The following is a 20,326-nucleotide window of genomic DNA, read 5'->3' as shown; positions in this document are numbered from 1 at the left end:
TCTTTTTTTGGACGTAATTATTGTGTTGCAGAGGATTTGGTCGAGCGAGGGGCCTACGGCCCGCTCCGCTCTGGTTATCCGGGGTTTTTTCTAACGCCCAGATTCACCTGGCTTTGGACAGGCTGCAAGTCCTGCAAGCATAACCCGCTTAAGCGAAAACGCTTAACCGATCGACCTTTTTTTATTTTATTGTCGACAAGCTTTGGACATCAAATACCATCACCATTTCCCAATTTCCTTTCATGGTTTTGTATGATCTGACCACCAATTCTTTCTCCTTTTTAATTTATTATTTTAAATTTTACCTTTTTCTTCAAGGGATTCTTTGTAATTTTCCACTCAATTTTTTTATGAAAAATCTCATTCCATATTTTATTGAACAAAAACACCTGAGTGGCGAACAACACGGCTACCTGTCAGCCTATACGATGTTTGTCGACCTCTCGGGCTTTACGGCTATTACTGAGGCCCTGATGCGCGAGGGCAGCAACGGCTCGGAACGTTTGTCCAATATCCTGAACGAGATATTTACCCCGCTTGTTAACCTGGTTTATGCCCGGAAAGGTTTCATCCCTTATTTTGCAGGCGATTCCTTTACGGCTATCTTTCGGGAAGAAGACCTCCATGGCCCGGAGGAACTCATCGAAACGGCCCTGCTGGCCTGCGAACTTTTCAGTCACCGGAAATTTGAGTTCGAAGAATTTACCATTGGCATCAAAGTGGGCCTTTCCGTGGGGGAAGTTGAATGGGGCATTACCGGAAAAAAACGAAAAGCTTTTTACTTCAGGGGAGCCCCCATTGATCATTGTGCCTACGGTCAGAATGAGGCCGACAACCAGGAGGTCATTTTAGATGAACAACTCAAAGGGCGGCTGGAGCAGAAAGGTTTTTCCTTTCGTAAGATTAAACAACCCTATTATAAACTTGAACGAGGGAAAATAACCCTTCCCAAAATTGACGGGCTGATTGACCTGCCTGATTTAGACAGGAAATCTGCGCTCAAATTTTATCCTAAAATAGTACTCGACTCAAGAGGGGACGGTGAATTCCGGACGATCATTTCGGTTTTTATTTCATTTTCCGGAGTAGGTACCCATGATTTGCTGGATGAGTTTTCCACCATCGTTTTGGACCAGGTCAAGAATTTCTCAGGATATTTCAAGGAAATAGATTTCGGGGATAAAGGCGGTGTGATGGCCATTTTCTTTGGGGCGCCCATAACTTTTGAAAACAGTGTGGAACGCGCCCTGGAATTCATCCTGGCGCTGAGGGAGGATCTCCAGCCGTTGCAAAATCAATCTACCTTAAAATTCAAAGCAGGCATTACCATCGGTACGGCCTTCACCGGTATCGTTGGTGGTTTGGAACGTTGTCAGTATGCCTGTGTGGGCAACCGGGTCAACCTTGCCGCGAGGCTGATGTCCAGTGCTCAATGGGGAGAAGTTTTAGTGGATAAAGAGATTCAGCATAACCGCCTGTTTATTTTTTCCCATAAAGGGGATGTAAAGTACAAGGGCATCCAGGGGGATGTGCCAACCTTCAAATTGCTCGGCCACAGTGTTGACGACTGGCCGGCCTACGACAGTAAGTTTGTCGGCCGTGAAGATGAATTCCGGCAATTGCATGAGTTTGTTCAGCCTTTGTTCAAGGGCAAAAGCCCGGGGGTAGCTTATGTGTTTGGAGAAGCGGGGATGGGCAAAAGCCGCCTGATGTATGAGCTGAAAAACAGGCTCACCGCAAAAGGGCGGACCCAATGGTATTCCTGCCAGTCGGACCAGATTCTTCGTAAACCTTTCAACCCTTTTGTCTATTTTCTGAAAAATTATTTCGATCAGTCTCCCGATGCAACGATTGTCGATAAGCGGGGCAGTTTTGAGTCGCGGCTGGAGCAACTGGAGGAAAAGCTGTTGAAAAACCCCGCCGATGACGGAAAAATTCTCAAGGAATTAAAAAGAACGTCCTCCATCCTGGCGGCCCAGCTCGGCATTTATTACGAGGATTCCCTGTGGGAGCAGCTCGATGCCCCCGGACGCTACCAGAATACCATTGCCGCCACCCTCAACCTCCTGATTGCCGAAAGCATTTGCAGCCCGCTTATTGTTGAGTTGGAAGATGGGCATTGGACGGATGAAAACTCTAATGAACTACTCCGGGAATTGCTCCGGCAAATGAGAAAATACCCGATCTTTTTAATCGTTACTTCCCGGTTTAATGACGATGGTTCTACTTCACATGTAGTCAACAAGGAATTGGTCGAAGTACATGAACTGACCACGCTGGAAATATCTCTTAAGGCATTGAGTCTGGATGCCGTACGTTCTTTTGCCGAATCGATACTTGGAGGGAAAATAAAACAGGAGTTCCTCGACCTGCTCATGCGTACATCCAACAATAATCCATTCTACCTGGAACAGATTATAGAATACTTTTCGGAAAGTAAATTACTCGAACTCAAAGGCAAGGAATGGACCATAAAAGATGAAAATATAAAATTGTCAAACTCCATCAATGCCATCCTCACCGCCCGTATTGACCGCCTTTCCGATCTCGTCAAGGAGACCGTCAAAGCCGCCGCAGTGATCGGCAGGGAATTTGAAGTGCCCATCCTTTCTGAGGTCATGAAAGTTCAGGATGAATTCATCCGGCAAAACGGAGACACCGGCATTTTGCTCAACCAGCAAATAAAATCTGCCGAAAGGGTCCAGATATGGAGGGCGATGAATGAGTTGAGGTACATATTCCGGCATTCATTATTGCGGGAGGCTGTTTACGGAATGCAGGTGAATACCCGGCTCAAGCAATTGCACCGGCTGATCGCCGAGGCCATTGAGAATTTGTTCTCAGAAGAAATTGAGGAACGGTACGCTGACCTGGCTTTTCATTATGAGCAGGCGGAAGTGCCCGAGAAGACCTCCGAATACCTGCAGAAAGCCGGAGATCGTGCCCGGGCCAATTACCAAAACGCACAGGCTATTGAATATTATTCCAAGTTGATCCAACAACTGGATAAGAAAAAAGATCGCGAACTGGTTTGCCTGATCTATATTAAGATGGGAAAGATTCAGCAAATCATCGGACAATGGCCGGAAAGTGAGCAGTCTTTCAACAAAGCTTTTAAACTGGCCAATAAATCCGCAGATAAAATACTTTCCGGCAGAGTACTCAACAATATCGGGCGGGTAATGACGCTCAAAGGGGAATACGCCGAAGCTATGAATAAACTCCAGGTGGCTGCCGGGCTGTTTGAAACAGCAAAGGATCAGATTGGTATTGCAAAAGTTTATGGCAATATTGGCGACCTTCATTTCCGGCAAGGTAATTATGAAGAAGCCAAGGCTTATTTTGAACAGAGTATAAATATTAATCATCAGCTGGATTCGACGAGCGGGATGGCTCCCATCGTTTCCAACCTGGGACTGACTCATATGAACAGGGGGAATTACGATGATGGGATAAATGTACAGCTTAAACAGCTCGAGATTGCTAGGAAAAAGGGAGACAAACCGGGGATGGCCGTGTTGTACACCAACACGGGGATCGTTTTTCTCGAAAAAGGAGACTACAATGCCGCTCTGGAAACTTTTGAAAAAGGGCTGGCCCTTAGTGAAGAACTGGGCAACAAGCTGCTCACTTCCATTGCCATTGGTTGCATCGGTTCGGTTTACCAGGGTAAAGGGGATTATGAAAAAGCAATGGATCTTTTCCATAAGGATCTTCAATTGTGTGAAGAAATGGGCGATAAGCAAGGAACGGCCATTGCCCTGGGATTGATAGGGGAACAACTCAGCATCGAAGGGCAGTTCCACAAAGCCATCGAATACCTTCAGAAAAACCTTATGCTTTGCGAACAACTTGGTTACCAAAAAGGCATCGCCAAAGCCGTCAATACCCTTGGGGATATTTTTTATTTCCAGGGACAATACGACCGGTCGTTGCATTTTTATGACCGCGCCATCGAAGTGACCAGGAAGATCAATAACCGCCTCGTACTGGGTTATAGCCTGGTGGAAAAAGGTGCAGTGCTCCTGGCGCTTAATAAATCCGAAGAACTTGACAGCCTTACCGAAGAAGCGCTTTCCCTGGCCGGCACACTGGCGAATCCCGATCTTTTTTTTGAGGCACAGATATTACATTCAAAAGTTCTTTTCCTCAAGTCAAAACCGGAGCAGGCGCGTAAGGTAATTTTAACGCTTTTGGAAAAACAACCCGGCAAGCAACAAAAAGCCGCCGCTTATTTTGAATTGTATCAGCAGGATAAATCCAATAAGGATTACAGGAACCAGGCCCTGGCGATATACCGTAAGCTTTTCGCTTCCACCCCTAAGTTTATCTTTGGCAATCGGATTGATTTGCTGGAAAAAGAGTGAGATATCCTGTTCCTTAGAGAAACAGGATATCTTCAGACAATTTATTTCACGACCCTCAATTTTCCGCTCACAAACGCCCCGCTGTCCATTTCAATCAGCATGTAACAATAGATTCCTGCTGGCCAGTCCTGAACATTTAGGACATAATCGCTGATAATTTCATCCACAAAGATCAATTTTCCCTGGGCATCCACTATTTTGAATTGTATTCTTCCGGTGGCATTTTCTATGCTTAAATTGACCTGGTCTTTTCCCGGGTTTGGAAACACCGTAATATTAAATCCGCCCTTCTGGTCGTCCACGCTGTTGACAACAATAGGAATCATCTGACAGGCAGTATTTGTGCCTCCGTCATTGGTTGCCGACAGGCATACTTCATAGGTATTGTTGGCAGTGAAATTATGGGTAGGGTTTTGTTCCGTACTGGTATTGCCGTCTCCAAAATCCCAAAGCCATTCGACAGGATCGTAACTAGACTGATCCTCAAAAATTACTGTGCCACTCCCCTGGTCGTCATAGGTGAAGGCTGCCAGAGGTGCAAAAACAATGGTAATTTCCTGGCAGGTAACATCGGAACCGGAATCATTCGTTACGGTCAGGCAAATGGTATAAGTCCCCGGAGCAGCATAGTTGTACTGAGGATACTGGGCGGTACTGGTATTGCCGTCGCCAAATTCCCAAAACCATTCCGTAGGATTGTTGGTGGACTGGTCTTCAAAATCGATGCTGGCGCCGCCGCTGTAGGAGTAAGCAAATGAAGCTATAGGGGCAAATGAAATTTCAACCTCCTGGCAAGTAAAATCCGTACCAAATTCATTGGTGACAAACAGACAAACGGTATAAGCTTCTGCTACAGCATAAGTATGAGCAGGGTTTTGTTGTGTACTGGTATTGCCATCGCCGAAATCCCAAAGCCAGGAGGTTGGATTATTGGTGGATTCGTCCTGGAAAGTTATACTGCCATTACCGTTATTGGCAAAGCTGAAAGCTGCCACAGGCTGAGCCGTAAACGCCACGGTCTGGCAGGTGAAATCAAGCCCTGCTGCATTGGTTACGGTCAGACAAACGTAATAATTAGCATCAGGTTCAAAGGTATGGGAAGGGTTTTGCTGTGTACTGGTATTACCATCGCCAAAATCCCAAAACCAACTGATTGGATTATTCGCGGTTTGATCTGTAAAGGCGACTATTCCGTTTCCAAGATTTTCAAAGGAAAATCCTGCTATAGGAGCAAAACTGATCGAAACATCCTCACATACTGTATCGGAACCTTCGTTATTGGTTGCAGTCAGACAAACGGTATAAGTTCCCGATGCAGCATAAGTATGTTCAGGATTCGGTTGTGTGCTGGTATTGCCATCGCCGAAATCCCAAAGCCAGGAGGTTGGATTATTGGTGGATTGATCTTCAAATTCAACACTGCCCCCTCCCGTGGCAAAAAACGTAAAGGCTGCCGTTGGCTGAAAAAGAGGGGTAACGGTTTCGCAACCGGTATGAGCGCCAATGGCATTGGTTGCCGTTAGGCAAACTTCATAATTTCCTTCTGCGGCAAAGGTATGAGCAGGGTTTTGTTGTGTACTGGTATTGCCATCGCCGAAATCCCAGACCCAGCTTGTTGGGTTATTAAGCGAAAGATCCGTAAACTGGATGGTGCCCCCTCCCTGGTCAATATAGGAATAATTTGCAATAGGAGCCTGAGGTTCAGTGGTACTTCCAAGCCAGTAGGACACACTGGCAATGGTACCGTCTTCAAAGTAGTCAATGGATACCATGGGGCCCTGGCTTTCTGCAGCAAGATAACTGTAGGCCACATCCGTCGAGTTTCCTGATGAAAATAAGAACCAATTGCCTCCTCCGATGTCGATCCAGGAGGAATCAATGGTTTCAGTGGTATTCACCATACGCAAGGCATCAAAACTGCCTACAGGGGTGATTACGGTTCCATAACCGTCAATAATATTCTCTGTTTTAAGGAGAGTCTTGCTTCTGAAACTCCCTTCAGGATCCTCAACGATGAATTCAAGATTGGTACTGTCTGAAAAAGTCGTACCATAAGTAGCCGGAAAGGCCATCTGTTTGGATTTCGGGTCAAAAAATATGTTCATATAGGTACCCGTTTCCTGGAAATCAATAGCGCCGCCAAGCCCCCATAAAGCCGAGGCTGCTTTCTGGTAAAAAAAATAAGTGCCGGTATTGTAGGAAGCCAGGTTTGCAATAGGGAAATCCTGGTTATTTGGCGCTTCGGCAGGCGTGATGTAGGTGGTTGTGTCCATGGAAAGGGTGTCAAAAAAGGAAAAGTCCCAAACCTGGTTAGCTCCTGAAGCTCCGGGGGTAACTCCGATTGTGTCAGCTCCGGCAATAATCAGGACATCTCCTGCTGTCGGAACATTGGATTGATTGAAGGTGATTTGTGCTTTGATGTTAATAGCACAAATGAACACCAAAAGGGATGTGAATGAGAGGGTATATTTTTGCATGATTAAAGGTTTTTGATGAGGAATATTGAAACTGTTTAATATAATAAATTTAAGCGAATTTTGCCAGAAATTGAGAGTGTTTTAAAACACAAAATACCTTTTTAAAGAGAGGAAGGAATGGCTAAAAAAGACAAGCGTGTGGGAGAAAATTGTTGTTCTCCTACACCAAATCTTTCAGAAAATTGAAATGGCATAAAAAAATAGGATGCCTTTGGGCATTAATCCATGGGTCTGTCCGGAACGGGTGCGCTGGCGTGATAATCTCTGAAAACCGTTTTCGCATAGTTATCCAACAGCTGGATGATGCGGTTTCTGTCACCGGATTGAAGAATCATGCCGACATGGTGATCTTTTTGCAACCGCCACGTGATTTCCGGAGCATCAAAAGGGGTTTGGTCCGGATGTTGGTCTTTGGTCAAAGAAATCAAAATGCCCGAATAATCTTTGCGCACCTTCGGCAAATGGTAAGAAGTACCGTTGGCCATGGATGTTTCGAGTTTGGCCCATTCGTACCAAAGATTCAGGCCCGAAGAAGCTTCTACCATTTCTGCGAGGTTGGCTCCCCCGACGCGGGAGGCTGTTTCGAGGAAGTAGAATTTCCCATCATCGACCGATCTGATAAATTCGGTATGAGAGGCACTGTATTGCATACCGAATGCCTTCATCACGTCTGCGGTAAGCTTCTGGAGCGCCTTGTCGTCTTTGCTGCCAAACTCTACGGTGACTGATCTGAAAATTCCTCCTCCGTGGGCTACCTCAAAAGGCGTGTCGAGATATTGGGAAATCCGGCAAAAGACCACTTTCCCTTCCGCGCTAATAGCGTCGCTGTGGTAAACGGCTCCTGGTTTAAATTGTTCGACAAGGTAGTGATGACGTTTGTCGCCCAGGCCATGTATGGTTTCCCACAGTTCGGGAGCATTATGCACTTTTTTCATGCCCGTTGCGGAAGCTTCTGCCCGGGGTTTGATGATCCACGGAGCCGGAATGGTTTCGGCAAACGCATTGATCTCTTCATCGTGAAAAAGAGCGGTGAAAGGAGGCACCGGGATCCCGGCGTCTTTGGCTTTTATCCGCATGGCCAGTTTATCACGAAAATGCCTGGCCGTCGTTTGTCCCATGCCCGGGATACGAAATTCTTCCCTCAGGTAAGCAGCCTTTTCCACATCAAAATCATCGAGGGCGACGATCCTGTCAATTTTTTTGTTACGCATCAGCCACGCCAGCCCTTTGGCCATATTGGTAAAGTTTTCGGGCGTATTGAATTCCGTATCCATGAAAAAAATATCATCGAGGAATTCGCGGGGCCACAAAGGCTCCAGGCTTTTTTTGGTGAGCAGGTAAACATTGTTGCCTGCATCTTTACAACCCTTGAGGAATTCCACTCCTTTGAAGTAAAAGGAGATACAAAGAAAAGTCTTGTTATTTGGCATGTTTTTCGTTTTCAATGATCAATAATCATTCTTTATGCTTCAATCAGCCCCTCAATATATTGTAAAAGTAATCTAATGCCGAAAGCCGTGGCACTTTTTTGAGCAGAAAATTCCGACCCTCCAAAAGCGACCCCGGCTATATCCAGGTGTGCCCAGTGGGCATGCTCACCGATAAAGGCCTCGAGGAATTTGGCGGCACCAATAGCGCCGGCCAGTGGACTGCCGCTAAAATTTTTCACATCAGCCACATCGGATTTGATATCGTCTTTGTAAACATCCCACATGGGAAGTTGCCAGACCTGCTCCCCGGTTTGTTTGCCTGCTTCGCTTAGTTTTGCCGCGAGTTGATCATCATTGGTAAACAGGGCCGCGGCATGGTATCCAAAAGTTCTGACGGCGCTGCCGGTAAGAGTGGCCAGGTCGATCATTACCTCTGGATCGTAATTTTTTACCATATAGGAAAGCCCGTCAGCCAATACCAGCCGGCCTTCGGCATCGGTGTCGATCACTTCGATGGTTTTTCCGCTATAGGACTGGATCACATCGCCCGGTTTCACGGAAAGGGCATCCACACTATTTTCCGAAGAAGGGACAATCCCTACCAGGTGAACGGGCAATTGTAATTTTGCGGCTACCTCCATCATACCAAAAACTGCGGCAGCACCTCCCATATCACTTTTCATATAGTGCATATTGGTGGAAGGTTTTATGGATAACCCACCGGTATCAAAGGTGATGCCTTTGCCCACCAGGCCGATCTTCTTTTTTACGGCTCCAGACCGGGGTTTGTATTCCATCACGATGAATGCAGGAGGGTTTTCACTCCCGCGGTTCACGGCGAGCAGCGCATGGAGGTTTTTAGCTTCAATTTCTGCTTTGGTATGATTGAGGACATCAAAGCCATAAGTGGCGCCCGATTTTTCGGCCCATTCGGCGAGTTGGGTGGGGATTTTTTTATTGCCCGGGGCATTCACGAGGTCGAAAATCTGCAATTGGGTCTGTGCTACCAGAAGCCCTTTGTGTACAAGTATTTCGGCCTCGGATTTATATGAAGGGTCCAGGTAAATAGTTATTTCAGCCTCCTCATTAGACAAGCTAAGCGGGTGTTTTTCTTCCTTTTCGGTTTTGTAAAGCCCGATATGGTAAGTGCCTAAAATGATGCCGTTGATGGCAGCTTCCAGCAGGTTCAGTTGATTTTTTGCGAGATTATCATAAAAAAAACTCACCCCAATTTTAGGGTCAAGTTTTTCTTTGCATCCGTGAGCAAACGAGCGGAAGGCCTGTAAGGTTTTGGCGAAATCGGGATTTGGTCCTAATCCGAGGAGGTAGATCTTTTGATTTTTATAATAAAACGGGAAAACTTCCCCGGATTCTCCTTTGAAATCCTGGTGTAATTTTTTGGATGGAATGCCGAATTGATCCGCAACCTTCTGCAGACTGTTCTCACTGGCTCCATTGCCGGAAATGGGGATGACCAAGGTATGATTGGGTACGGTTGGTTCGATTTTGATGGTAATAGTCATGTTGATCGGTTGCCTTGTGATAAGACTTTTGAGAATTAATTATTGAGTTATTCAAAAAAAAGCCATTTGACGGCATAAGGGAATTCTCTCCCCCAATAGGCTTCATTGTGTTTTCCTTGCGGGTCAATGGATAATTTAATTTCAAAGTTGGCGGTTGCTGAACTATCTTTGAATGCCTGCTGAAACCTTGTTACGTTGGGGATCATCATATCACTCTCGCTACCTCCGGCGTAAAGGTAAACTTTGACATCCTGGGAATGTCCGAAATTCATAAAATGAAAGTGAATATTCGGAGCCACCCAAAGTGCCGGGGAGAAAATCATGAGTTTGCTGTAAACTTCAGGATACATCCACCCGGCGTAAATACTCACCAATCCTCCCATAGAGCTTCCACCGATACCCGTAAATTCCCTCTCAGGAAGGGTTCGGAAATGTTTGTCCACATATGGTTTCAGGGTGTCTGATAAAAACCGGACGTATTTTTTGCCATCGCCGGTGCCCAGCTTGGTGTCATAAGAGGGGGTGTACTCTTTGATACGTTTGTCGCCCCCATGGTCGATGGCAATGACGATAAAGTCGCCCAGCCCACGGGCCGTCATCCTGGCCAGTTGCTTGTCGACCCCCCAGTTGCCAAAGGGAGCGTATTCGTCAAAGAGATTTTGCCCGTCCTGTAAATACAAAACAGGATATCTTTTATCCGTTTGATCGTAATCATGAGGAAGCAATGCTGCAATGCGCCTGGTTTTGATCAATTGAGGAATTTCAAATTCTTCTGAAATAACAATGATCTTCGGCAGAAAGTCGGCATTGATTTCTTCACGGTAGTCCGTATGCTGTGTAGTAGGTTCTTCCATTTTTTGTTATAATCTCGCAAAATTAAGTAATTGTTCAAAATAAAATATAACTAAAAGGAGTATTTTGAAAAGTTTATGAACAAGGAACTACCGATTGCTGAACAAACTCTATTTACAGCATAGAATAAATCATCAGCAGAATGGTAATCGGAAGGTTTCAGCCATCCTTGTTTCATTTCTTTCCAAAGCCTTTCAATAATATTGAGATGTGGCGAGTATGGAGGTAAGTAAAAAATAAACAAACCTCTTTGCTGCCATACCTCGAAAAGTTGTTTGACTTTACGGGCAGTATGTATTCTTGCATTATCCAGGACCACAAAAGTAAACTTGGTTATACGCAAGGATAAGTTATCCAGGATTTCAATTACAAGATCTGAGTTGATATTTTGCGTTGTCATTTTGTAGATGAATTGATTGGTTCTTGAAAGCAATCCGAAGCAGTTCAGTGATTTGCCTTTGCATGCTTCAATAGCTACATCTTCATCATTAAATTGCCAGCCGTAAGGAACATAGCCTTGTTGAGAAAATTGCGTTTCATCAGCATAATACAGGTCAATGTTTCCAAGTTCAGCTTGCTGTTCTATCAAACTCAAAGATTCTTTTCGAACTTCATATAGTTCTTTATTAGGTTTTCCTTTGGGTCTTAAACGGATTCGTTTCCATCGGCACCCAAGTTTTTTAAAAATCGTTTTAGGGTTAAAACACTGAAGCTTTTTCCTAAATCTTTTTCTAAGTCTTCTTTCGCTAACTTAATTCGTTGCCGTTCATTTTTGATAGCTGCTTTTACTTTGGCTTCATCCTGTTCTTTGTTTAAAATGGGCTTTCTTCCCTGACCAGATTTTGTTTTCAAACCTTCGATCCCATCGGAAAGATACCTTTTGATCCAACTATTTACCGGTTGAAAAGTAACGCCAAAAATATCAGCAATCTGTTGTGAGGTCAACCCTTGATTCTTCAATAAAATCATGTGACATCGCTGGGAAAACACTTTTGATCCAGAATATTTGAATCCTTTTTCCAATTCAGCTTTCTCTGCCGCCGTTAAGTCTAGCTTCTTTGATTTTCGACCCATCTTTTTGGGTACAAATATAACTTATAAATAAATTTGAACAATTACTTACAAAAAAATAAAGCCTTCATAACCTATAATTTTTTAGTTGATCAAACTTTTCTGGCAATAATCAATTCTTCCTGTTTAAATCCGTTAAAATCATCAGGATCAGGAGTAAAAGATTTTATGGTTGTTTTAAATCCTGCCTGCTGCAACCTTTTTTCCAATCCTTCCACAGAATATATCCTCACATGGTCTTCCTGTCCAAAGTGGAGCTTCTTGTCTTCAGGGCTTTTGATCTCCGGATTTTCATAAATTTCACCGGTTTTAAAGGGCGTTTGGATAAAACAATGGCCTCCTTTTTTTAAAACCCGGAAGAGTTCCTCCATGGCTTTTTTATCCTTGTCAATGTGCTCAAGAACATGGTAACACAAGATGAGATCAAAAGAAGCATCAGGTTCGTCAATGGCCGTGATGTCATGATGTTTCAGGGCAGGAAACTCCTCCTCAAAGTCCGTAGAGATATAATGAATATTTTCCAGGGTATTGAATTTCCTGGACAAGCTTCGGGAAGGGGAAAAATGTAAAATGTTTGAGTTCGGGTTTAAAAGCGGAGCGACCAGTGACCAAAGCCTCCTGTTTCTTGGCAGGCTCCCACAAGCCGGGCACATTTTATCCTTATTGTTCTTGAGTTGAAATTTTGATAATTTTTGCTCACAGATATTACATTGAAATTTCCGACCCCAATAGAATAAGGTAATGATCCGGCGAATGAAGGGTTCGTATTTGAGGAGCCATTGGTTCGGAATGAATCCCCGGGCTCCTTTTTTAAGTAGTTCATACATAAATTTTACCCTTTTTTCACCCGGTACCGGACGACGACTTTGCCGTTGCCTTTGATGACGATGAGGTAACCTCCATTGGGAATTTTCGAGAAATCGAGATTTTTGATGTACGGTCCCGGATCCTGATTCTTAAGGGAGGCCCTGGTAACTTCCTGCAGTTTGTTGTCGATGATGATGATATCCACTTCGGCAATTTCGGTGAGGTTATACCGGATTTTTACCGACTTGTTTTTTGGATCGAGGTTGAGCCATTTGACGGGGCCTTCCGGGCCTTTCGGCTCTTCGCCGGCAGGGGTGTTTTCCATTTTTTTTTCTTCACCCTGTCGGCCATCGAATGGTTCTTCCTCAAGAGGGGATTTACCTCCCGGAGGTGTCGCAGGGTAATCGGCCAAAACTTCCGGCTCCGGAGGTGGCGGTGCATTCCTGTTTACGAGGGTCAGTACATCTCCATTGGAAGGAGACCATACATTGAGCCCCCTGGGGAGCGCAAAACGGTTGTCATCCCTGACTTCCGCCACTTTCTCTGAGTCTTTGGTAGGAATGGTTCTCACTTCAATATGGTATTGATCCACGAAAACCCATTTGAACTGGTTGAAACTTCCGCTGTTGCGGGTCCATGATTTGTCGTCGTTGTTGACCCTTAGCGGAGCACCCCATCCCCCTTCGCCCAGGTAAACGGTCCCTCTTGCATCATCCCTGATAAACCCTTCTTCGCTTCCTTCTTCGCGTGAAGGACGGATGGGCCAGGTCCATTTAACGACGTGGGCATCGGATTCCAGGGCGATGTCTACATGGTATTTATTGAAAAGTGTGGCCCAGTTGATCAGCAGTTCATTGAGCTCCGGTTTGCTGTCGGTATGAGGCCTGATCGCCTGGTGGTACTGGGCGATCTTCCAGATTTTATTTTTGTTGTCCTGGAGGTCGGTTTCCAGCCAGATTTTTTGATTGCCGCCTGAAGGAACCAGTGTGTTGAGGGTATAAACCCTGAGCAGGTTTCCTCCAAAGGAGAGTCCGTAAAAAACACCTTCCGATTTGACGTCAAAGAGTTCCAGCATTTGTATGTTGGTCCCTTCATGGTTGCCTCTTGCGACAATAATGGGAAACAGGCGCCCATCGCTTCCAATGGTCAGTTGCCAGTCGTCAAACCAGGTTTTCCATTGTGTATGGGTATCGTCAGCCGTCATGTCGCCCGAAAAAAGGATAAAGTCAGGGCGCAGTTTGCTCACCAGTTTGTTGGCGTCAATCCTTGCATCGCGGTTGTTTCGGGAATCTCCCCCGGCGATGATAGAGAGCCTTTGGTTTATATTATTCGGAGTAGTTTTAAAGGACATTCTCCTGCTGACCCCTTCATTGTCCACGACCACAAAGTAATAAACCGTATTGGGTTGCAGGTTCCCCAGACGCACAAAATGGTTGTTCATCCCTTTGGCCTTAACGACTTTGTCCGGGTTTTGCCGAAATTTATAAGCTTCGAAATTTTTTCCATGATCCGTGGCTCCATAATAAACCACAGGCTGAATTCCGGAAACCTGATCCCAGCCAATTACCATTGAAGTGGCAGGGTCTGATATCCACATGGCGCGGAAGCGAGCAGATTTTGCTTTTATCGGAACAATGCTGATCAGAAAGAATAAAATAACGGAGGCGATATGTTTTATTGCTCTAAGTTGCATTCAATGGCTCTAATTGATTCAGTTAGGTGCGATTTTGCACAATAAAGGTAAAAAAGAGGAATTTTGAAAGGAGCTGCCTCAATTAATTTCCTTTACAACCCAGTAATAACGTTTTCCGGCTGCCAGGATATTATATTAACGGGGGGATTATTTTTCCGACAGGTACGTATCGTCTGTTTAATTGACCTGCCAGCCATCGTGAAGGGTGCATATTGAAATTTAAATTGCTATAAAATCATCTTGATCATTTAATGATCTTTAGAAAAAAAATTATTGAAACCAGGTGTTCAGTTCAGGCCAGTAATCATACCTGTTTTTATAGACCCACACGGCTATGGCGATGAGGATAAAAACAAAGGTGGTACGAATATTTCGTGTGCTTTTTTGATACTTTTCGCGCTTGCTTTTATAGTTGCGCTTTCTGCTTTGATAAGCCATGGTAACGAAAGTTATGACACAAAGATACTTGTTTGAAACTCTTCTTAACCGCTTGAGATTCAATGATCTTTAAAAAATGAAATGGTGGAAAATTAAAAAACAGTGCAAATTTGGTCTTTTTTCTTTGAATTGCCACAAATTTTCTACGCTTTATTTAGTACCTTCCGGCTGAAGACAATGCGGCAATGAGTGAATGCAAGAATGCAGGAATGAGACAATGAGGCAATGCAATCTTGCACATTCCACATTAAAAAATAATAGAACATTTGATTTTTAGTTAAATGGCCCGGAACCTGATTTTTTGTATTATTGCCGGGATATTAAAGTTAACCAGGATGAAAAAAGATAAGAAAACGGTCATCGTTACGGGCGGCGCCAGCGGGATCGGTTTTGCCATCGTCAGCCGATTTGTAGAATCCGGGGACACTGTTCATGTATTGGAGGTCAATGCCGAAAATGCCAGGAAAAATCTCTCTGGGTTTAAAGACGGGATCAATTTCCATCAATGCGATGTTTCAAACACGGATCAGGTCAGGCAGGTGGTCGATGAAATTGCAGCAGAAGCACCGATTGATATTTTGGTCAACAATGCAGGAATAGCCCATGTTGGCAATGTGGAAAATACCCAGCCCGAGGACCTGGATCGCCTGTATTCCGTAAACATCAAAGGTATCTACAACTGTATGCATTGTGTCGTACCTCATATGAAAAAGAATGGAGGAGGAGTGATTCTGAACATGGCCTCCATCGCCGCTTCAGTGGGCATTTTGGATCGCTTTGCGTATTCAATGACCAAAGGGGCTGTTTTGTCGATGACCTTATCTGTGGCCAAAGATTACCTGAAGGACAACATCCGCTGTAATTGTATTTCCCCCGCGAGGATACACACGCCTTTTGTGGACGGCTTCCTCAAAGCCAATTATCCCGACCGGCAGGAGGAAATGTTTGACAAACTGTCCAAAACCCAACCCATAGGCCGAATGGGCAAACCAGAGGAAGTCGCTGCTCTGGCCTTTTTCCTCTGCTCTGACGAAGCCTCTTTCCTGACGGGAACGGATTACCCTATTGATGGAGGGTTTATAAAATTGAACGGGCAGTAGTTACTGTTGACGGTCGTTAACTTTGCGGTCTCTGCGGAATCTTTGCGTTTAAACCCATCCTACACCCACTCCCTTCCCCCTTTATTGTGTGCCAAATGAATTTGCAATGAATTTGAAAATAAAAACAAACAGATGAAATTAATAAGATTCGGCGCACCGGGAGCCGAAAAACCCGGGGTGCAACTGGCTAATGGAAACAGGATTGATGTCTCCGGTTTTGGGGAAGATTATGATGAAAATTTTTTCGGAACGGACGGACCGGGGAGATTGAGGACATGGTTGGGAAAAAATGAAAAGCAATGCCCTGTCGTAGGGGAAGACATCCGGCTGGGCGCACCTTTGGTCAGACCCTCGAAGATCGTTTGCGTAGGGTTGAATTACGCCAAACATGCTGCGGAGAGTGGTATGGATATTCCAAAAGAACCGGTATTGTTCTTCAAAGCCACCTCTGCTATGGTAGGTCCAAATGATGACCTGATCATCCCTAAAGGAAGTAAAAAAACGGATTGGGAAGTCGAACTGGCTATCGTGATCGGGAAGAAGGCGAGTTATGTTTCCGAGGAGGATGCTATTGGTCACATAGCCGGTTATGTGTTGCATAATGATTACAGCGAACGTTCCTTCCAGATTGAAAGATCAGGACAATGGGTGAAAGGAAAAAGCTGCGATACTTTCGCACCGGTTGGGCCATTTATTGCTACTCCTGATGAAATTGAAGACCCGAATAACCTGAATTTATGGTTGAAACTGAACGGAGAAATGATGCAAAACAGCTCTACTTCCGATTTTGTTTTTAATGTCCAGGAAGTCGTGAGTTATATCAGTCAGTTTATGACCCTGCTGCCCGGCGACATCATTTCCACCGGCACGCCCTTTGGGGTAGGTTTAGGGCTGAAGCCTCCCAAATATCTAAAACCGGGGGATGTCGTTGAACTGGGTATTGCAGGGCTTGGAACTTCAAGGCAAATGGTGAGGAGTTATGAGTCAATTAGGTAATGCGACAATGCGTGAATGCGTGAATGCGTCAATGAGGCCCGCAATGAACAACCCTTAAAAAGTAACCAGCACCTGGCAACGAGCAATCAGCAACATGAAAATCGACGCACACAATCATTTTTGGGAATTCGATCCGGTTCGCGATGCGTGGATCGACGCCTCCATGAAGGGGATTCGGAGGGATTTTCTTCCATTGGAATTTAAGGAGGTTTTGGAACGTAACGGATTGGATGGAACCGTAGCCGTGCAGGCCGACCAGTCCAGGCAGGAAACCCTGTTTTTGTTGGATCTCGCCGAAAAAAACGATTTCATCAAAGGCGTGGTCGGATGGGTAGACCTGCAGGCTGAGGATATTGAGCAGCAATTAGAGCAGTATGAAAAATTTCCCTTGCTCAAAGGGTTCCGCCATATTGCCCAGGCTGAAAAGGATGATTTTTTAGTGTCTGGAAAATTTGTGCGTGGGATGGCAGCCCTGGCCGCTACCGATTTCACCTTCGATCTGTTGGTTTATCCGAACCAACTTCCGGCAGCGGTGGAATTGGCGGGGATGTTTCCCAACCAGCCTTTTGTGCTCGACCATATCGCGAAACCCTTGATAAAAAAACGAGCAATAGACGGGTGGAAAAAAGGCATTCGTGAGCTGGCGGCTCATGAAAATGTAATGTGTAAAATATCAGGACTGGTCACTGAGGCAGATTGGGAACAGTGGGAAGCCGCAGATTTTAGCCCCTATCTTGAGGGAGTAACGGAAGCCTTTGGCACGGAAAGATTGATGTTCGGTTCCGACTGGCCTGTTTGTTTGCTGGCAGCTGAATATAGCAGGGTGTTAAGGATTGTTGAAGATCATTTCAGATATTTTTCTGAATCAGAAATAAACCAATTTTTTGGCGAAAATGCCATCACATTTTATAACCTTTAACAGATGGAGTTAGGTTTAACAGATAAAGTTTATATCGTTACCGGAGGTGCTAAAGGTATTGGAGCGGGCATCGTGCGCGCCATTGCGGAGGAAGGCGGCATTCCTGTGATCATAGGCAGAACACCAGATGTTGGAGCAGCCCTGGCAGAAGAGTTGAAAGCAAAAGGTCACAAGGCTTTTGTTGTAACCAAAGAATTGGGCACACCTGAAAGTTGCCGCGATTCCATATCGGAAACCCTGGAACTGACCGGCCGCATTGACGGGCTGATCAATAACGCCGGCGCCAATGACGGGGTTGGCCTGGAATACGGAACGCCTGAGGCATGGATGGATTCCCTGGCCAGGAATTTGCACCATTATTATTACCTGGCCCATTATGCTTTGCCGGAGTTGAAAAAGAACAGGGGAACGATCGTCAATATCAGTTCCAAAACAGCGGTTACCGGCCAGGGCGGGACTTCTGCTTATGCTGCGGCCAAAGGCGCCCAGTTGGCACTGACCAGGGAATGGGCAGTTGAATTATTGCCCTACGGCATCCGGGTGAATGCCATTCTTCCTGCCGAAGTGATGACGCCTCTTTACGAAAAATGGTTGAAAACTTTTCAAAATTCAGAAGAGAAACTTGCTGACATCACCAGGAATATTCCTTTGGGAAACAGGATGACAACAGCGGACGAAATTGCTTCCATGGCGGTTTATTTATTATCTGACAAAGCAGGACATATCACCGGCCAGCATCTTTTTGTGGATGGAGGTTATGTGCACCTGGATCGGGCACTTTTGGGTTTGGAATAGCACATAGGAAAGGGATAAAAATTTCAAAGAGGCACAACGCCTACGAACCGCATAATATTGATGTTCCTCGATAAAAGTTGACCGTTATTAATGAAGGTTGAAATCCAATGCCAGCTGTAGATCAATCATAGAATCTCCGCATCAAACTATTGCAGGATCAAAACATTTCCAATTTTTTTCCTAAATTCATTGCATCAAAACGAAAAATGACAATCTTATGGTGGAAAGAAGATACCTTGTCCCTTTTATCCTGGTGACCTCCCTATTCTTTTTATGGGGCTTTGCCAACGATATTACCAACCCCATGGTTTCGGCTTTTAAGAAGATCCTGGAGTTGAACAATACGCAGGCTTCCTGGGTGCAGGCAGCCTTTTACGGGGGCTATTTTACCATGGCCCTTCCTGCCGCGATTTTCATCAAAAGATTTTCCTATAAAAAGGGCATTCTGTTAGGTCTCGCGCTTTATGCTACGGGAGCATTGCTTTTTTGGCCGGCGGCAGCCTATGAACAATTCGGCTTTTTTCTGGCTGCACTTTATATCCTGACTTTTGGGCTCGCTTTCCTCGAAACGACTGCAAATCCTTATATTCTGGCGATGGGAGAAGAAAAAACGGCCACCCAACGACTGAACCTGGCGCAGGCGTTTAATCCCATCGGGGCACTGTCGGGGTTGTTTGTTGCTCAGACATTTATCCTGGGAGCCCTCCAGTCAGATGATCTGGATGTTAATGGTCTCTCCGTTTATGAGACGCTTTCGACTGCGGCCAAAGCCAGTGTAAAAACTGCTGACCTGATGGTTATTAGAAATCCTTATGTTGCTTTGGGAGGAGTAGTCATCCTGATGCTGGTGCTCATAATGTTGTCTAAAATGCCGGAAAACAAAGATCCTGCTGCTCATAATGTAAAGCTTGGAGCCTCCCTGAAACGCTTGTTCAGCAATTCCACAGTGGTGGAAGGTATTGTGGCACAGATGTTTTATGTTGGGGCCCAGATCATGTGTTGGACTTACATTTACCAATACGCCGAAACGCTGGGCATCGATAACCAGTCGGCGGTGAAATATGCGATGACAGCCCTGGGTGTTTTTTTAGTGGGCCGATGGTTATGCACCTTCCTGTTGAAATACGTGTCGCCGGGTAAGTTATTGACCCTCTTTGCCATCCTGGCCATTGTTTTCACCCTGGGCGCCATTTTTATCCGGGGAATGGGCGGTCTGTATAGCCTGGTTGGCATCTCTTTTTTTATGTCTTTGATGTTCCCCACCATTTACGGGATTACGCTCAAAGGGTTGGGTGAAGATGCTAAATTCGCCTCCGCGTTTTTGGTCATGGCCATTGTGGGCGGAGCCTTCATGCCTATTTTACAGGGAATGATCCTGGATCTTGGCGGAACGGGATATGCAGATATCAGCATCCTCGGCGTTCCCGAAGTGAATTTTTCCTTCATTTTACCGGCGATTTGTTTTTTGGTCGTAGCCATTTTCGGTTATCGGTCGAGGAATTACCATCACGATTAAAATGAATCAATTATGAACAGATATTGTTTAGCCCTTGACCTCATTGACGATGAAACCCTGATTCGGGCTTACGAAAAGCATCACCAAAACGTATGGCCGGAAATAATCGACAGCATACGCTCAGCGGGGATCGAAACACTTAACATTTACAGGGTGGCCAACCGCCTGTTTATGGTCATGGAAGTGAACGATCGGTTCTCTTTTGAAAAAAAGGCCCGGTCCGATCAGGAAAATCCAAAGGTTCAGGAATGGGAATCACTGATGTGGCAATACCAGCAGGCCATTCCGGGAAGTCAACCCGGTGAAAAATGGCGGTTGATGGAAAAAATTTTCGAACTATAA

Annotated in this window: 15 protein-coding genes and 1 pseudogene; 7 read left to right on the top strand and 9 right to left on the bottom strand. The window is 45.3% G+C overall.

Features of this window, described 5'->3' with window-relative positions:
• Positions 1-350 precede the first annotated feature (350 nt).
• A complete protein-coding gene (locus tag H6571_13180; protein ID MCB9324684.1) occupies positions 351-4,367 on the top strand; it encodes a tetratricopeptide repeat protein in 4,017 nt (1,338 codons plus the stop codon).
• Between the two features lie 41 nt (positions 4,368-4,408).
• On the opposite strand, the gene H6571_13175 is transcribed toward H6571_13180, so the two are convergent.
• The 9 genes and pseudogenes from H6571_13175 to H6571_13135 all read right to left on the bottom strand — a co-directional run bounded on the left by H6571_13175 (position 4,409) and on the right by H6571_13135 (position 14,658).
• Positions 4,409-6,844 (bottom strand): PKD domain-containing protein, encoded by a 2,436-nt coding sequence (locus H6571_13175; protein MCB9324683.1) that lies wholly within the window; start codon positions 6,842-6,844, stop codon positions 4,409-4,411.
• A gap of 218 nt (positions 6,845-7,062) precedes the next feature.
• Entirely contained in the window at positions 7,063-8,274 is a 1,212-nt protein-coding gene (locus H6571_13170; GenBank protein MCB9324682.1) for an ATPase, read from the bottom strand.
• 32 nt (positions 8,275-8,306) lie between these two features.
• Positions 8,307-9,797 (bottom strand): leucyl aminopeptidase family protein, encoded by a 1,491-nt coding sequence (locus H6571_13165; GenBank protein MCB9324681.1) that lies wholly within the window; start codon positions 9,795-9,797, stop codon positions 8,307-8,309.
• A gap of 47 nt (positions 9,798-9,844) precedes the next feature.
• A complete protein-coding gene (locus tag H6571_13160; GenBank protein ID MCB9324680.1) occupies positions 9,845-10,651 on the bottom strand; it encodes an alpha/beta hydrolase in 807 nt (268 codons plus the stop codon).
• Positions 10,652-10,701: 50 nt separating this feature from the next.
• Positions 10,702-11,160: pseudogene (locus H6571_13155) on the bottom strand (transposase).
• A 134-nt stretch (positions 11,161-11,294) separates the two neighbouring features.
• The gene (locus H6571_13150; GenBank protein ID MCB9324679.1) at positions 11,295-11,723 is read right to left on the bottom strand and encodes a helix-turn-helix domain-containing protein; all 429 of its coding nucleotides are present in this window, start codon (positions 11,721-11,723) and stop codon (positions 11,295-11,297) included.
• A gap of 89 nt (positions 11,724-11,812) precedes the next feature.
• A complete protein-coding gene (locus H6571_13145; GenBank protein MCB9324678.1) occupies positions 11,813-12,547 on the bottom strand; it encodes a methyltransferase domain-containing protein in 735 nt (244 codons plus the stop codon).
• A 5-nt stretch (positions 12,548-12,552) separates the two neighbouring features.
• On the bottom strand, positions 12,553-14,220 hold the full coding sequence (locus tag H6571_13140) for a metallophosphoesterase family protein (GenBank protein ID MCB9324677.1): 1,668 nt from the start codon (positions 14,218-14,220) through the stop codon (positions 12,553-12,555).
• Between the two features lie 270 nt (positions 14,221-14,490).
• Positions 14,491-14,658, bottom strand: a complete 168-nt coding sequence (locus tag H6571_13135; GenBank protein MCB9324676.1) for a hypothetical protein — start codon at positions 14,656-14,658, stop codon at positions 14,491-14,493.
• A gap of 335 nt (positions 14,659-14,993) precedes the next feature.
• On the opposite strand from H6571_13135, the gene H6571_13130 reads away from it, so the two are divergent.
• From H6571_13130 to H6571_13105, 6 genes are all read left to right on the top strand, one after another.
• Positions 14,994-15,758 (top strand): SDR family oxidoreductase, encoded by a 765-nt coding sequence (locus tag H6571_13130; protein ID MCB9324675.1) that lies wholly within the window; start codon positions 14,994-14,996, stop codon positions 15,756-15,758.
• A 132-nt stretch (positions 15,759-15,890) separates the two neighbouring features.
• Positions 15,891-16,754 (top strand): fumarylacetoacetate hydrolase family protein, encoded by an 864-nt coding sequence (locus tag H6571_13125; GenBank protein MCB9324674.1) that lies wholly within the window; start codon positions 15,891-15,893, stop codon positions 16,752-16,754.
• A gap of 94 nt (positions 16,755-16,848) precedes the next feature.
• A complete protein-coding gene (locus tag H6571_13120; protein ID MCB9324673.1) occupies positions 16,849-17,673 on the top strand; it encodes an amidohydrolase family protein in 825 nt (274 codons plus the stop codon).
• A 3-nt stretch (positions 17,674-17,676) separates the two neighbouring features.
• The gene (locus tag H6571_13115; GenBank protein MCB9324672.1) at positions 17,677-18,468 is read left to right on the top strand and encodes an SDR family oxidoreductase; all 792 of its coding nucleotides are present in this window, start codon (positions 17,677-17,679) and stop codon (positions 18,466-18,468) included.
• A 217-nt stretch (positions 18,469-18,685) separates the two neighbouring features.
• On the top strand, positions 18,686-19,984 hold the full coding sequence (fucP, locus tag H6571_13110; GenBank protein ID MCB9324671.1) for an L-fucose:H+ symporter permease: 1,299 nt from the start codon (positions 18,686-18,688) through the stop codon (positions 19,982-19,984).
• 12 nt (positions 19,985-19,996) lie between these two features.
• A complete protein-coding gene (locus H6571_13105; GenBank protein ID MCB9324670.1) occupies positions 19,997-20,326 on the top strand; it encodes an L-rhamnose mutarotase in 330 nt (109 codons plus the stop codon).

The organism is Lewinellaceae bacterium (assembly GCA_020636105.1).
Lineage (GTDB): Bacteria > Bacteroidota > Bacteroidia > Chitinophagales > Saprospiraceae > BCD1.
The sequence above is the reverse complement of the archived record's forward strand: the minus strand, read 5'-3'. Positions and strand labels throughout refer to the sequence as shown.